The organism is Pseudomonas sp. NPDC089569 (genome assembly GCF_050280625.1).
Lineage (GTDB): Bacteria > Pseudomonadota > Gammaproteobacteria > Pseudomonadales > Pseudomonadaceae > Aquipseudomonas.
The window spans coordinates 1-14,066 of record NZ_JBNNVQ010000021.1; the positions used below are offsets into that span (position 1 = coordinate 1).

A 14,066-nucleotide genomic window follows, 5' to 3' on the forward strand; every position below is an offset into this window, starting at 1 on the left:
GCGGCTCCAAAGCGCATCAACCAACAGAAGAATTTGTTCAGGAGAGGCTTTGGTAGGCTTCATGCAGTGCGGCGACCACGTGGGTCGGCGGGGTGAAACGCCATTGGCCGGTCTTGGTCATGTAGGCGTGCTGGTCCTGCAAATCCATCGCCAGCGAATGCGAGTTGCCGGCGGCATTGGCCAGGGCTTCCTTGCGGGCGAAGACAAAGCCCATCCCCGGCACGCCTTCCAGGCATTTGCCGGAAGCGGCGATCAAGGCATCGAACGGCACCTGTTGCGCATCCACCGGCAGGGCGCCGAAGGAACTCATGGCATCGATGATCAGGCGTTTGCCGTGCTGCTGGACCACCTGGGCGATTTCCGGCAGCGGATTGAGAATGCCGGTGCTGGTTTCGCAGTGGATCAGCGCCACGTGGGTGATGCCGGTGTCGGCACGCAGCAGACGGTCGACGTCGGCGGCGGTGGTCGGTTCGTCCTCGGCGGTTTCGAAGGTGCTGAACGAGCGGCCGAGCACTTCGCAGATTTTCGCCAGGCGTTTGCCGTAGGCGCCGTTGATCAGCACCAGGACTTTACCGTTGCGAGGCACCAGAGTGCCGATGGCAGCCTCGACCGCGAAGGTGCCGCTACCTTGCAGGGGCACGCAGTGGTGGCTGTCGGCGCCATTGATGATCGCCAGCAGTTGCTTGCAGAGGCTGGCGGTCAATTGGTTGAAACGGTCATCCCATGAACCCCAGTCGACCATCATCGCCTGACGGGTGCGGGCCGAAGTGGTCAGTGGGCCGGGGGTGAGCAGGATGGGTGCGGCAATACTCATTCTCGTGTCCTCGCAATCGATGAGGTGAAGCTACGGGGCTTAAGTTGCAATTTGCCGAGCCATCAATCAAATTGTTTATTGTTATGCCAACCATCAGTGAGAGTTATTAATGAATCTGTTCCAGCTGCGCGCCTTCGATGCCGTGGCCCGTGAAGGCAGCTTCACTCGGGCCGCCGCGAGGTTGTTCATCAGCCAGCCGGCGGTGACCGGGCACATCAAGGCGCTGGAGGAGCACTACCAGATCACCCTGTTGCGCCGCACCGCGCGACGGGTGGAGTTGACGGAGGAGGGCACCAAACTGGCGGCAATCACTCGGGCGATGTTCGGGCTGGCCGAAGAGGCACAGGTGATGCTGGAGGCCAACCGACAGTTGCTCACCGGGCGCCTGGAAGTGGCGGCGGACGGCCCGCACATGGTCATGCCCATGCTGGCGAAACTGCGTGCGCGGTATCCGGGCATTACGGTCAACCTGCGCCTGGGCAATGCCCAGGAAACCCTGGCCGCCTTGTTGTCCGAGCATGCCGACGTGGCGGTGCTGACAGAAGTCGAACCGCGCAAGGGGCTGCACCTGCAAGCCCTGAGCGAGTCACGCATTTGTGCGCTGGTGCCGGCGGGCCATGGGTGGGCGCACAAGACCGAGGGTGTACCGCTCAAGGCGCTGGATCAGGTGATCATGGTGTTGCGCGAACCGGATTCGATCACCCGGCGTACGTTCGACGAGGCCTGTACGCACGCCAGAGTCAGCCCCAGGGTGTTGCTGGAGCTCGACAGTCGCGAGGCGGTGACCGAGGCCGTGGCGGCCGAGCTGGGTGTCGGGGTGGTGTCGTCGGTAGAGGTCAGCCACGACCCGCGCGTGGCGGCGGTGCCGATCATTGGCGAAGGGTTGGTGAACCGGCACATGATGGGGTGCGTGGAGCGGCGGCGGGATTTGCGCTTGATCCAGGCGTTTTTTGGATTGGCGCCTGGTACATAGGCCGTAGCGTGATCCCTGTAGGAGCCAGGCTTGCCGGCGAAGGTGGCCGGCAGATCGCTTTCGCCGGCAAGCCTGGCTCCTACAGCGAAGGGGTCCAACCTGTTTACGCAAGGCTCTCGCGCACCATTTCCAGAAAGGTCGCCACTATCCGCCGCGAACTCTGCTCGCGCAGGCACACCAGGGTCTCGGTCAGGCGCCGTTTGCAGTCGGTGATCGGCAAGGCGCATACCCGGGAGTCGGCACCGAACTCGGCCGCCGATACCACGCCGACGCCAATCCCGACCACCACCGCCTCACGCGCCGCTTCGCGGCCTTCGACCTGAATCGCCGGACGAATGCGAAACCCGGCGCCGGCCATTTCTTCTTCCAGGGTCTGGCGGGTTACCGAGCCGGTTTCCCGCAGTACCAGCGGCATGTCGTCCAAATCCGCCAGGCAGATGGATTGGCGGTTGGCCCAGGGGTGATTGCGCGAGACGAATGCCACCATCGGGTCATTGCGCAGTGGCAGGGAGATCAGCCGTTCGTCGTTGACATCACGGCCCAGCAAGGCCAGATCGGCCTGATAATTGAACAGACGGAACAGTGATTCATCGGTATTGCCGGTTTCGATCTTCACACTGATGCCGGGGTAACGCTCGCAGAACCGGGCGATCTGTGGCAACACATGCACCGGGGCATCGACCGCCAGAATCAGGCTGCCGGTCTGCAGCGCGCGAGACTCCTGAAGCAACTCATGGGCTTCGGCCTCGATGACGAACAGTCGCTGAGTGATGCCCAGCAAGCGTTCCCCCAGATCGGTCAGGCGTACCGAGCGCTTGTTGCGGTGGAACAGTAAAACGCCGAAGCGCTCTTCGAGCTTGCGCACCTGGTCGGAGATGGCCGGTTGCGTGAGAAACAACCGTTCGGCGGCCAGGGTAAAACTCCCGTGCACGGCGACGGCGTGGAAGGCTTTGAGTTGGGCGTGGGAGACCGACATGACGTTTCCAGTGACAAGGGGAGCTTATATTTGAAATACGATAAATCGATTTTATTTATTAGTCAGTAATTGGTTTTATCGACACCAGCCCAGTGACTGGTCGATCCTACAGTTCCCGTGGCCATGAGCCTGCGAGTGCAACAGCAGGACTCATCTGACCGGAATCGCCCCAAGGGACGGGGCGATTTCGCAGTGCTCAACAATAAGAACACAGGCGTTTTCTTCCAATTCTGCCGGCACACTCACACCCTGAGGTCAGAACCACAATGAACAACCCCATCGGCACCATCAAGCGTTGGCGCGTGCAGATCTTCGCGATCACCTGGCTCGCTTACGCCGCTTTCTACTTCACCCGCAAAGCGTTTTCCGTGGCAAAACTCGGTATCGCCGAGGACCCCACGTTTACACTCGACAAGATGGCCATGGCCAACCTCGATGCCATCTACCTGACCGCTTACGCTGTCGGCCAATTTACCTGGGGCATCTTTGCCGACCGTTTCGGTCCCAGGGTGGTGGTGTTCGGTGGCTTGCTGATATCCGCCGTCGCCGCACTGGTGATGGGCAACTTCGCCACATTGCCGATCTTCGCCACGTGCATGCTGGTCCAGGGCCTGGCGCAATCGACCGGGTGGTCGGGACTGTGCAAGAACATCGGCAGTTTCTTTCCTGCCGAGCAGCGCGGTCGGGTGTTGGGGCTCTGGAGTTCCTGCTACGCCTTCGGTGGTCTGGTCGCGTCACCGTTTGCCGGTTGGTGGGCCTACACACTGATCGGGACCTGGCATGCGGCGTTCATTTCCAGTGCCGCAGTGGTCGCCATCGTGGCCGTGCTGTTCTTCATCTTTCAACGCAATAGACCCGAAGACGTCGGTCTGCCCGCCGTGGAGCCGGAACCTGAATCGAGCACGGCGCAAAGCAGCGCGAAAAGCCGGGTCTGGGAGCCTTTGAAGGAGATCCTGCGCAACCGCACGGTGCTGGTGCTGGGGCTGGCGTATTTCATGCTCAAGCCGGCGCGTTACGCGATTCTGCTGTGGGGACCGGTGATTGTCTTCGAACAGATGCCCTCGGTAGGCAAGGTCGGTGCGGCGATCATTCCCACCTCGTTCGAGGTGGCCGGCCTGCTCGGGCCGATCATGATCGGCCTGGCGTCAGACAAGCTGTTCGGCGCTCGCCGCATGCCGGCCTGCGTGCTCAGCCTGCTGGCATTGACCGTTTCCCTGGCCCTGTTCATGGGGGCTCTGCACACCGGCAGTGTGATGCTGGTGGTGGCGCTGTTGTTCGTCATGGGCCTGACACTCTACGGACCTGACTCGATGATCAGCGGTGCGGCCGCCATCGATTTCGGCACGTCCAAATCCGGCGCCACGGCGGCTGGTTTCGTCAACGGTTGCGGCTCGGTGGGAGCTGTTCTGGGTGGGCTGCTGCCGGGTTACTTCGACGGCGTGACCGTATTCATCGTTTTCGCCGGCTGCGCGATGTTCTCCGCGCTGGTGCTGATCCCGCACTGGAACAGCCGCCCCGGCGGCCTGCGTGCCAACTACCCGTTCGTTCCCAACCGGGCGATGGACGTAAAACCCCTGCGTACTTGAATGTTGCCCCCCGCGGCCTGCTGCTTTTGCGGCAGGCCGGCGTGCGGGCGAATGACCGGAGATCGACCCATGAGACCCTTTTGGCTGGACCAGGCCCTGAAAGCCGACACGTCCGACACCTGTGCACCGCTGCAAGGCGATATCCGCGCCGACGTGTGCATCGTCGGTGGCGGATACACCGGGTTGTGGACCGCGATCATGCTGAAAGAGCAGAACCCCGAACTGGATGTCGTATTGATCGAGGCGGATATCTGCGGAGCCGGCGCCAGTGGACGCAACGGCGGTTGTGCCTTGTCGTGGTCGGCCAAGTATTTCACCCTCGAACGGCTGTTCGGTGTCGAAGAAGCGGTGCGACTGGTCAAGGAGTCCGAGCGCAGCATCCACGCCATCGGTGCCTTCTGCGAGCAGTACGCGGTGGACGCCGATTACCGCCTCGACGGCACTCTGTACACCGCAACCAACCGTGCGCAGGTGGGCTCGACCGATGCCGTGATTGCGGCGCTGGAGCGTAACGGCATCAATTCCTTCAGCCGGCGGCCGCTGGCTGATGTGCAGCGTATGGCTGGTTCCGAAAAGCATCTGGAAGGCTGGTTTTCCCCGGCCGCCGCCAGTGTGCAGCCGGGCAAACTGGTGCGTGGCTTGCGTCGCGTCGCCTTGCAGCTGGGGGTGAAAATTCATGAACACACCGCCATGACCGGATTGGAGGAAGGCAAGGTCGCCGGCATTGAAACCGTCAATGGCACCGTTCGTGCCGATCGTGTGGTATTGGCGATGAACGCCTGGATGGCGCGGGCCTTCCCGCAATTCGAACGCAGCGTGGCCATCGTTTCCAGCGACATGCTGATTACCGAGCCCCGACCTGACCTGCTCACTGAAATCGGCTTGACCAGCGGTGTCACGGTGCTCGATTCGCGAATCTTCGTGCACTACTACCACAACACCCCGGACGGCCGGATCATGCTGGGCAAGGGGGGCAACACCTTCGCCTATGGCGGGCGAATGCTGCCGGTTTTCGACAAAGCGTCGCCCTATGCCGGCCTGCTGCAAAACAGCCTGGCGGATTTCTTCCCGGCTTTTGCCGACGTCAAGGTCGAGGCGACATGGAACGGACCGTCGGATCGCTCGGTCACGGGGTTGCCGTTTTTCGGCCAGATGAGCGCCAGCGGCAATATCTTCTACGGTTTCGGCTACTCCGGCAGCGGCGTCGGCCCGTGTCATATGGGCGGGCAGATTCTCGCATCGATGGTCCAGGGGCTCGATAATCCCTGGACCCGTTCGCCACTGGTCAATGGCCCGCTGGGCTATTTCCCGCCGGAGCCGATTCGTTACCTCGGCTCGCTGATGGTGCGCAACGCCATTCGCCGCAAGGAGCGCGCCGAAGACCAGGGGCATCGGCCGCGGCGCCTGGATGTACGCCTGGCGAAGTTCGCCGCGGCGGCCGGCAAGGCTGACAAGGGTTGACGGTCAACGCGGGTCGAGCAACCAGTCGAGCAGCGCAAGGTTTTCGCGGCGAGGCTGCTTTTGGCAAGCCGGACGAGACGGGCGGTGGTGCACTGCGCGGCTGCAGAACACCGGTCGGTCGACGTCGCCGTCGAGAAAGGCGACTTGCCCGTGACTGCCGGCCAGGGGCAGTGAGGACCGATCGAGGTGGTTACCTGTTGCCGATAGCGCAAGCGGTAGCCACAGACCGCTCGATTGCAGCGGATCACTGTCCGTGGCCGGCCACAGACTGACCTGTATCCGGCCCTGTTCATCCAGTGTCGCGGGTTGTCCGGACGGGCCGCAAACCCGCGCAGGCTGGTAGCCGGTGATGCTGGGTCTGGGCTGCTTGATCGGCGGGCGGAACACCGTCGACCAGGCAATGGCGGTAAACCGGTTGCGATAGTGGGGTGCCGCGTCCGACGCATCCGGCGCCAGTATCGAGCCCTGGCAGCCTTGATGTCGCGCCTCGATCACCAGCCATTGATCGTTGAGCTCCGGCAAGGGATGTTCGGCCACTTGCACGATGTTCGCGCAGTGCAGTTCGCGGTGATTGCTTTGGCCGTGGACCTGCCGTTGCCGGCAACGCAGGCGTTCCAGGTGGCGACAGACCCGTTGGTCGCGATGGCGTTGCTCGATGAGCGTGCGCGCCGGCTGGATGAAAGCATGGTTGGCATTCTGTTGCAGTGACGGAGGCGGTGAGTCATGGCGCTGGAACAATTCGCTGATCGCCGGCGTCTTGCCGGTGTCGCCCAGAAAGGGCATCAGCAGCGGTTGCTGGGTGAAGCTCAGGCAATCGTCGGCGAAGACCAGCACATGGGCATCGCGATGATGTTCGAAATGGTAGTGAATGCCTTCTTCCTCGCACAGCCGCTGCAGCAGGGCCAGATCGGTTTCTTCGTACTGAATGCAAAACGGCCGCAGCGGATAGTGGCCCGTTGCAAGTTCAAAGCGATAACCGGTTTCGGGCAGGTCATGGGCTTGCAGCAAAAGGCGCAAGATCATCGGTACGCTGAGGTGTTCGAAGACGCGTCGGGAGCGATGCCGGTCCAGTGCCTGCAACGCGGGCACCAGCACCAGTTTGTAGCCGACCCGGTGCAGTCCGTGCTGTTGGAGGCAGACCGTGTGCAGCACGCCGTGAATGCCAGGGCCTTGTCCGAAATCAAGACACGCCGGTTGTTGCAACAGGCGTTCGAGCGGCAGGGCCGGGGCCAGGCCAAGGGCTTCGATGTCGAACCGAAAGGGCTGGTTGAGGGCCTCGCGACCCTCGAACCGCAGTACCTGCAAACTCAAGTCGTCGTTGATCAGCGTCAGGCTGAAAGGGCTTTCCTTGTCGTTGTGCATCGCGTGCGCTTCTGCCTTGGAGTACGGGCCAAGAGAGTACGAAACCGCCGAGCGTTGCAGTCATGGCAAATCGACGTTTCAGAATGGCCCTACAACAGTTGGCGAAGATGTCGATTCAGGGCGAGATTTTTTGGTCGATTGCCAACTTTAGGCCGTATAAACTTGGCGTCATGCGTCGGCCAATAGATGTCTCGGCGCCATAGACAAGAGAGTGAGTAATGGGCGCACAGTGGAAGGTTAAACACAAAGAAGCGGCAGCCAATGCCAAGGGCAAGATCTTCGGCAAACTGGTGAAGGAAATCACCATTGCTGCGCGCAACGGTGCCGATGTTGCTACCAACGCACACCTGCGCCTGGTGGTCGAGCAGGCCAAGAAAGCCTCGATGCCCAAGGAAACCCTGGATCGCGCCATCAAGAAGGGCGCGGGCCTGTTGGGTGAGACCGTGCAATACCATCGCGTGACGTACGAGGGCTTCGCGCCTCATCAGGTGCCGCTGATCGTCGAGTGCCTGACTGACAACATCAACCGTACCGTCGCTGAAATCCGCGTTGCATTCCGCAAGGGCCAACTGGGCGCTTCCGGTTCGGTCGCCTGGGATTTCAACCATGTCGGCATGATCGAAGCCTCGCCGGACACCCCGGATGCCGATCCGGAAATGGCCGCCATTGAAGCCGGTGCTCAGGATTTCGAAGCCGGTGAAGAAGAGGGCGCGACCCTGTTCCTGACCGATCCTGCGGACCTGGACGCGGTACAGAAAGCCCTGCCCGAGCAAGGTTTCACCGTGCTGTCGGCCAAGCTCGGCTACCAGCCGAAGAACCCGGTGAGCGGTCTTTCCGAGGAGCAGATGGCTGAAGTCGAAGCCTTCCTCGAAGGCCTGGACAACCATGACGACGTGCAGGACATGTTTGTCGGGTTGGCCGGTTGAGCTGATTCAGCCGTGACAGCGTTTTCGCGAGCCGGTCGCAATGACCCGCTCGCGAATGACCGCGTAGCGGTCACCGGTCACCCAGCTCCTCGATGATCTGCACAAAACCCGGCCGTGCCAGTACATCGGGCTGACAGCAGCGCTCTTCCAGGTCTTGCAGCCTTGCACGCAGTTCGTCGCTCAACCCCGAGTCGATCCGCGCCAGCAATTCTCCCAGCAAAATTCCGAACGCCCTGACTTCGATCCGTTGCAATGCACGGCTTTCGAGGCTGTCCGTCGTGGCGTGAAAGGACGCCGCGCCAAAGTCGCCCAGCAGGCAATCGCCGTGTTCGTTCCACAGGATGTTGTGGCCGTAGAGATCGCCATGGGTGATGCCCTGGCGGTGCAGGTGCTCGGCTACCGACGCAATGCCGCGGGCCATGCGCAGAGCAACGTCGGCACTGAAGCGGGTGTCCTCGGCATAGACATCGCGGCTGCAGGACGCAAGGCTCGGCAACGCGGCCAGATTGCGAAACTGCGGCTCGATCAACTGCATCACCAGCCCGGCCGTTTGTTGCGGGTGATCGACAATCTGGCCTTCAATGCGGATCAGGTTCGGATGCAGACCTGCGCTGATGCAGGCGCTCATTTCGTGAAGCGGTGAACCATCGCTGGTCATTTCGCCTTTGTAGAGCTTGACGGCGACAGGTTTGGCGGGCCGGCCCGGTGCTGCCCACGTGGCCCGATGGATCACACCGGAAGCGCCCTGGCCGAGTTGTTGTTCCAGGTGCAGTTGCGACCAGGCAATGGCGTTCGTTGTTTCAAGGGCGGCTTCGGTTTCCAGCGGGTTGCCGGCATAGGCCAGCCAGGTCAGGCTGGGCAGGGACAGCAGCCATTGAGGCAATTCGGTCAGGCGGTTGGCGGCGATGCGGATCAGCTCGAGTCGATGGCAGTCCTGCAGGCTTTCGGGCAAATCCTGCAATCGGTTTCCCGCGAGCATGAGTTTTTGCAGGCGCGGGCGCTGACCCAGTTCGGTCGGCAGCGACTCGATACAGTTGTCGGTGAGAATCAGCCAGCGCAGCTGCGGCGGTAATGCATCGCCCGGGACATGGCTGATGCGATTGGCCTTGAAGCCGATCATGGTCAGCGCCGTGCAGCGGCCCACGCAGGCAGGAAGTTCGGTAAACAGGTTGTCCGAGCAGAACAACACGCGCATCCGGGTCAGGCGATGCAGGTCGTCCGGCAGGCTGCTCAAGGCATTGCCGCTGAGGTTGAGCACTTCCAGGGTGTCCGCCAGGTCGAAGATTTCCCGGGGGAACTCTGTCAGGCCGCAACTGAGGTCCAGACGGGTGATGCCCGCCAGCGTGCCGGCGCGCAGTTGTGCAAGGGTGTGCATGAACGGATTGGCCATCGATCGAATGAGTGGGCGGCATGATAGCGACTGACGGCCGGGACGGGCTAAAAATCTATGCCAGGCGCGAATCCATCAATTGCCCCAACCGGCTGCGTGTGCGCGCAAGGTCAATGGCTTCGCCGCCCAGGCTTTCGCATAACGAGCGCTGGCCGAGCAGCACCAGATGCTTGTCCTGATCGTACAGGACATCCACCAGGTTAATGAAACGCTGCTGGGCGGCAATGGAGCAATCGGCCAGATTGGGCAGCGCATCAATGATCCAGTGATCGAAACGCCGGCACAGCTCCAGGTAATCCATGACGGCGGTGGGGTGATCGCACAAATCGCTGAAGGTAAAACCGACGGTGCGGTCCTTGCAGTAGCGGGCCGGCAGCTGGCGTGTGCCGACCGGCAGGGCGATTGTCGGCGCATCCATGGCGGGCAGGTTCGCTGCCAGACGCTGTGCCTGGGTGGCGGGCCAGATATATCGGCCCTGGGTAAACAGCTGATGCACGTGAGACCTGGACTGACTGCGGTAATCGTGCGGTCCGCCGACTTCCATGACCTGCATGCGCGCATTGATCAGGTCGATCACCGGCTTGAAGCGCGCGTGATACAGCGGGTTGGGCAGCAGGCCTTCCGGGGGATAGTTGGAGGTCACCAGCAGCAGGATGCCCCGGTGGAACAGGGCCTTGAACAGCCGGGTGATCAGCATCGCATCGCCGATGTCATGGACGTGGAACTCGTCGAAACACAGCACCCGGCAATCGCTCAACAACGCATCGAGGGTGGTCGCCAGCGCATCGGGCTGATTGCGATGCTGGAACATCCCCTCATGCAGTCGGGCAAAAAACCCATGGAAGTGCAGGCGCTGCTTTTCCTGGACCGGGATCGCCTGGAAAAAGCCATCGAGCAGCCAACTCTTGCCGCGCCCCACCGCGCCATGCAGGTAAAGACCGGGCAGGGTTTTCGCCGCCGTATCCAGCATTGTCGAGGCGTGTTGTGCCATGCACTCGATCACGCGCTGCTGGCTGTGACTGAGGGTATAACCCTGGGCGCGGGCCTTGTGCTGAAAGTAGTCGTGCACGACCCGACCGCTCATGGCATGGGTGGCCTGTGTATCGGCCTTGCCCAGGAGGCGGCGCAACGACGGCCAGCGTGGTGCGAGACGCGAACGTTTTGGCGGTCGAACAGCCACTGTGATGTCACCCCGTAATCTTCAGGCAGGCTCCTGGCACTGCGCGGCGTAGTGTAACCAGAGGGAGGAATGTGCTTCCAGCGATGTCTGCGGGGACGCGAGGCATTACTGGACAGAAAACAACGTCTTGTACAGGTATTTTCGCGTGGTTATCGCGTTGTTTAACCGCCTGGAAAGTACAAAACGCTTCCGTTTTGATGGATCCAATTTTCGTTGTCTTGCTGGCGAATTCCCGCTGCGTTGCTAACCTCTGACGATACAAGTCACCCCTCACAAGGAATGGGGCCGTGAAAGGATGCGTGGTGTTGGCCGTTGTGGGTGCCGGGCTCGGCGCGGCGGTGTCGGCCGCCGAGTTTCAGGTGCAGGTGCGGGTCGACGTGCAGCGTGGCTGCCAATTGGTCGGGCAACAACGCAGTGCAGGTGTCGAGCAACTGGGTGTGCTGGACTTCGGCAGCACCGCGCGTCTGGACAATCCTGCCGGGCCACTGGGTGCTGCGCTGATGAACGAGCGCCTGCCCCGGTTGGAATGCAACCCCGATACCCCCTATCAGCTGCGTGTCGACGGTGGGCTTCATGGTGGCGTCGGTGATGTCCGCTTCATGGCCGCCGACGACAATCTCGGTCAACCCATTCCCTACCGGCTCTTTCAGGACCCTGCGCGACGTATTGCGTTGGGGGTGGATGTGCCGATAGGCGGTCGGGTACCGGACAGCGGGTCGGTGGATTTGCCTTTATATGCCCGCATCGAACCCCTGGCCATGGTGCCGCGGGTCAGTCGGTATTCGGATCTGGTGAAGGTGACCGTCAGTTGGTAAGCGCATGAGCGCAAGGCAACCTGGTGGATCCGGGTTGTGCAGGGAAGGGGGCGTTCGAGAACGAACGACCGTGATTCGCACCGGAAGGACATCGCGATGGATGGCATGACAAGCAAGCTCCTGATACTTGGCACGGCAAGCGCACTGTCGGGGCTGGCCTGTGTCGCGCAGGCGGCCATCGATGGGCAGATCCAGGCGCGCCTGACGCTGATCGCCGGTTGCGAAGTGACCAACGGCAGCCGCCCCGGCAGCTCGGTCGGCGGCCTGGGCACGCTGGATTTCGGCCAGCAGGGTCCGACCTGGGGCACCCCCATCAAGGCCAGCCTCAGTGACAACGTCAGCGGCAAGTTGAACGTTGCCTGCAACCCGTCGGTCACCGGGTTCACGGTTACCATCGATGGCGGCAGCCACGGCGACGGTACGACCCGGCGCCTGAGCAACGGCAACCAGACCCTCGCCTATCAGTTGTTCCTCGATGCCTCCGGCAACCAGCGCTACAACATCGGCCAGCAACACAACTTCGCCGTCACCAGCGGGGCGCAAATTCCGATTCCGGTATTTGGCACGGTGGTGGCCAATACCCGCGCACTACCGGCCGGTGTCTATACCGACACCCTGACGGTGACACTCGATTGGTAACCCCCTAGAGGAAGGACACCATGCGTATGCTTGAATCAAGGATAGGTTTGTCGTTGCTCGGCCTGGCGATGGTCACCAGCGTCAATGCCGCTACCACGGTCACCGGCCAGATCACCTCCAGCCTGATCCTGATCAGCAGTTGTCAGGTCAATGGCGTCGGCGGTTCCAGCAACCTGAATTTCGGCGCACTGAACTTCGGTACGGCCAACAGCCTGTTCACCACGGCCAACGCTCAGGTGCTGGGCGGTGGCGGCGGGGCGTTGTCGATTCTGTGCTCAAGCGGCACCTCGCCATCGGTGAAGGTGCGCGCCGGTGCCCACGACGGGCAATCGGCGGGTGGTACCCGGGCATTGGCTGACGGTAATGGCAACTTTGTGCCGTACGACCTGTACACCGATGCCGGGCACTCGCAGCTGTTGGCAATCGACGGCGTCATCAACCTGGCGCCCAGCACCGGCGTGGCGCAGACCGTGAATATTTACGGCCAGGCCGTGGGCAAGGCGGGATTACCGGCAGGTACCTACTCCGATACCGTCGCTGTCGAACTGACGTTCTGATGTCATGGTCCGCCAGGGCTGTGCCGCGCTGCTCTTGCTCTGTGCCGGTGGCTTGCCGTTGCCGCTGGCGGGGGCGACCAGCCAGAGCTTTCAGGTCAGTGCCACGGTGACGGCGGGTTGCCTGGTGGTCGGCGGGGGCTCCAATTACGGCAGCCTGGCGTTCGGCAGCCGCTCGGCACTGGCCACGGGTACGGTACAGGTGGCACTGACCGGCGGCGTGCAGTTGCAGTGCACACCGGGCGTGACCCTGAACATGACGGTCGATGGCGGGCAGTACAACAGCGGCGGGCGATACATGCAGCTCAGCACCGGCAGCAACCGGGTGGCGTATCAACTGTTTCGCGATGCGGCGTTCAGCCAGAGCCTGGGCATCGGGCAAAGCGTGGCGGTGGCCTATAGCGATGCGAACAACATCAGCCTGCCCATTTACGGTCAGGTGCAGTTACCGGGTAATCAACCCGGGGGGACCTACAGCGATGTGCTGCAGGTGCAGCTGTCGTGGTAACCGGGCGAATGGACCAGGCCTGAGGGGCATAAGGAGCGGGCACATGTATTTATTTTCGCGCAGGCCTTCGGTCGTGCGTCACGCATTGCTGGCAGTGTTGTGGCTGGGCGCGGCCAGCGTGCAGGCGGCCAGTTCGGTGTTGATCTGGCCGATCGATCCGGTGCTCGAAGCCGATCAGCAGGCCAGCGCGTTGTGGCTGGAAAATCGTGGCAGCGAGACGGCCAATCTGCAGATCCGCGTGTTTGCCTGGAGCCAGAGCGGGTTCAGCGATCAATACCAGAACCAGCGCGACGTGATCGGCAGCCCGCCGGTGGCGAAGATCGAACCGGGCCAGAAGCAATTGGTCCGGTTGACGCGCACCCGTGACATCCCGCCGGGGCAGGAGCTGGCCTACCGCATCATCATCGATGAAATCCCCTCGGCGGCACCGTCAACCGCCGCCGAGGGCAAAACCGCCGCGGCCATCCGCTTTCAGATGCGCTATTCGGTTCCACTGTTTGCCTACGGCGCAGGTCTTTGGAGCAAACAGGACAGCACCCGCCCGCGCGACCCGAAAGGCATCGGCCTGCCGGATTTGAGCTGGCGCACGGTGGTGGTGGACGGGCGTTCCTATGTCGAGGTGCGTAACCAGGGCGCCGTGCATGCGCGGCTGACCGATGTGGCCCTCCAGCAAGGCAGCCAGAGTCGGCCTGTGGTGGACGGCTTGCTGGGCTATGTCTTGCCCGGCGCCATCATGCGCTGGCCCGCGCCCAGTGCGATCAGCGGTGACCCGGCCTTGCAGGTCCGGGTCAATGGTGCGCCGCAGGTGCAGAGCATCAAAGCCGCGCGATGAGGGTGTAGCCGTCTTCGCTTGCTGCCACAGGGATCGTGTGTGGCCTGAAA

At 62.3% G+C, this 14,066-nt stretch carries 13 protein-coding genes and 1 pseudogene; 9 read left to right on the top strand and 5 right to left on the bottom strand.

What is annotated here, in order from left to right; genetic code table 11:
• Positions 1-55 precede the first annotated feature (55 nt).
• Positions 56-814, bottom strand: a pseudogene (locus tag ACQKP2_RS11840) (2-aminoethylphosphonate--pyruvate transaminase); the annotation flags it as partial.
• A gap of 109 nt (positions 815-923) precedes the next feature.
• Here ACQKP2_RS11840 and ACQKP2_RS11845 point away from each other — a divergent pair.
• A complete protein-coding gene (locus tag ACQKP2_RS11845; protein WP_427576568.1) occupies positions 924-1,787 on the top strand; it encodes a LysR substrate-binding domain-containing protein in 864 nt (287 codons plus the stop codon).
• A 103-nt stretch (positions 1,788-1,890) separates the two neighbouring features.
• Here ACQKP2_RS11845 and ACQKP2_RS11850 read toward each other — a convergent pair whose 3' ends face one another.
• Positions 1,891-2,763 carry a LysR family transcriptional regulator gene (locus ACQKP2_RS11850; RefSeq protein ID WP_427576570.1) on the bottom strand — a complete coding sequence of 291 codons (873 nt, stop codon included), beginning with the start codon at positions 2,761-2,763 and terminating at the stop codon, positions 1,891-1,893.
• 266 nt (positions 2,764-3,029) lie between these two features.
• Between ACQKP2_RS11850 and ACQKP2_RS11855 the strand changes: the two genes are divergently transcribed.
• Positions 3,030-4,349 (top strand): MFS transporter, encoded by a 1,320-nt coding sequence (locus ACQKP2_RS11855; RefSeq protein WP_427576571.1) that lies wholly within the window; start codon positions 3,030-3,032, stop codon positions 4,347-4,349.
• 69 nt (positions 4,350-4,418) lie between these two features.
• Complete coding sequence (locus ACQKP2_RS11860; protein ID WP_427576572.1) at positions 4,419-5,810, top strand: FAD-dependent oxidoreductase; 1,392 nt, start codon at positions 4,419-4,421, stop codon at positions 5,808-5,810.
• 3 nt (positions 5,811-5,813) lie between these two features.
• Here the strand turns inward: ACQKP2_RS11860 and ACQKP2_RS11865 are convergent, their stop codons facing one another.
• Positions 5,814-7,172, bottom strand: a complete 1,359-nt coding sequence (locus ACQKP2_RS11865; RefSeq protein WP_427576573.1) for a type VI secretion system Vgr family protein — start codon at positions 7,170-7,172, stop codon at positions 5,814-5,816.
• A 218-nt stretch (positions 7,173-7,390) separates the two neighbouring features.
• On the opposite strand from ACQKP2_RS11865, the gene ACQKP2_RS11870 reads away from it, so the two are divergent.
• Positions 7,391-8,098 carry a YebC/PmpR family DNA-binding transcriptional regulator gene (locus ACQKP2_RS11870; RefSeq protein ID WP_427576575.1) on the top strand — a complete coding sequence of 236 codons (708 nt, stop codon included), beginning with the start codon at positions 7,391-7,393 and terminating at the stop codon, positions 8,096-8,098.
• A gap of 70 nt (positions 8,099-8,168) precedes the next feature.
• Here the strand turns inward: ACQKP2_RS11870 and ACQKP2_RS11875 are convergent, their stop codons facing one another.
• Positions 8,169-9,473 (bottom strand): leucine-rich repeat-containing protein kinase family protein, encoded by a 1,305-nt coding sequence (locus tag ACQKP2_RS11875; RefSeq protein WP_427576576.1) that lies wholly within the window; start codon positions 9,471-9,473, stop codon positions 8,169-8,171.
• A 70-nt stretch (positions 9,474-9,543) separates the two neighbouring features.
• Positions 9,544-10,668, bottom strand: coding sequence for a cell division protein ZapE (gene zapE / locus ACQKP2_RS11880; RefSeq protein WP_427576577.1), 1,125 nt, complete (start codon positions 10,666-10,668; stop codon positions 9,544-9,546).
• A 287-nt stretch (positions 10,669-10,955) separates the two neighbouring features.
• Here zapE and ACQKP2_RS11885 point away from each other — a divergent pair, with 287 nt between their 5' ends.
• The 5 genes from ACQKP2_RS11885 to ACQKP2_RS11905 all read left to right on the top strand — a co-directional run bounded on the left by ACQKP2_RS11885 (position 10,956) and on the right by ACQKP2_RS11905 (position 14,016).
• Positions 10,956-11,483 (top strand): Csu type fimbrial protein, encoded by a 528-nt coding sequence (locus ACQKP2_RS11885; RefSeq protein WP_427576578.1) that lies wholly within the window; start codon positions 10,956-10,958, stop codon positions 11,481-11,483.
• A 105-nt stretch (positions 11,484-11,588) separates the two neighbouring features.
• A complete protein-coding gene (locus ACQKP2_RS11890) occupies positions 11,589-12,122 on the top strand; it encodes a Csu type fimbrial protein (RefSeq protein WP_427576654.1) in 534 nt (177 codons plus the stop codon).
• Positions 12,123-12,142: 20 nt separating this feature from the next.
• Positions 12,143-12,679 carry a Csu type fimbrial protein gene (locus tag ACQKP2_RS11895; RefSeq protein ID WP_427576579.1) on the top strand — a complete coding sequence of 179 codons (537 nt, stop codon included), beginning with the start codon at positions 12,143-12,145 and terminating at the stop codon, positions 12,677-12,679.
• Positions 12,680-12,683: 4 nt separating this feature from the next.
• Entirely contained in the window at positions 12,684-13,184 is a 501-nt protein-coding gene (locus ACQKP2_RS11900; protein WP_427576580.1) for a Csu type fimbrial protein, read from the top strand.
• A 43-nt stretch (positions 13,185-13,227) separates the two neighbouring features.
• A complete protein-coding gene (locus tag ACQKP2_RS11905) occupies positions 13,228-14,016 on the top strand; it encodes a fimbrial biogenesis chaperone (protein WP_427576581.1) in 789 nt (262 codons plus the stop codon).
• Positions 14,017-14,066 lie beyond the last annotated feature (50 nt).

Bases quoted from the DNA above. Each gene is read 5' to 3' on its own strand.
- ACQKP2_RS11845 (WP_427576568.1), top strand. From the start codon at position 924: ATGAATCTGTTCCAGCTGCGCGCCTTCGATGCCGTGGCCCGTGAAGGC.
- ACQKP2_RS11850 (WP_427576570.1), bottom strand. From the start codon at position 2,763: ATGTCGGTCTCCCACGCCCAACTCAAAGCCTTCCACGCCGTCGCCGTG.
- ACQKP2_RS11855 (WP_427576571.1), top strand. From the start codon at position 3,030: ATGAACAACCCCATCGGCACCATCAAGCGTTGGCGCGTGCAGATCTTC.
- ACQKP2_RS11860 (WP_427576572.1), top strand. From the start codon at position 4,419: ATGAGACCCTTTTGGCTGGACCAGGCCCTGAAAGCCGACACGTCCGAC.
- ACQKP2_RS11865 (WP_427576573.1), bottom strand. From the start codon at position 7,172: ATGCACAACGACAAGGAAAGCCCTTTCAGCCTGACGCTGATCAACGAC.
- ACQKP2_RS11870 (WP_427576575.1), top strand. From the start codon at position 7,391: ATGGGCGCACAGTGGAAGGTTAAACACAAAGAAGCGGCAGCCAATGCC.
- ACQKP2_RS11875 (WP_427576576.1), bottom strand. From the start codon at position 9,473: ATGCACACCCTTGCACAACTGCGCGCCGGCACGCTGGCGGGCATCACC.
- ACQKP2_RS11890 (WP_427576654.1), top strand. From the start codon at position 11,589: ATGACAAGCAAGCTCCTGATACTTGGCACGGCAAGCGCACTGTCGGGG.
- ACQKP2_RS11895 (WP_427576579.1), top strand. From the start codon at position 12,143: ATGCGTATGCTTGAATCAAGGATAGGTTTGTCGTTGCTCGGCCTGGCG.
- ACQKP2_RS11900 (WP_427576580.1), top strand. From the start codon at position 12,684: ATGGTCCGCCAGGGCTGTGCCGCGCTGCTCTTGCTCTGTGCCGGTGGC.
- ACQKP2_RS11905 (WP_427576581.1), top strand. From the start codon at position 13,228: ATGTATTTATTTTCGCGCAGGCCTTCGGTCGTGCGTCACGCATTGCTG.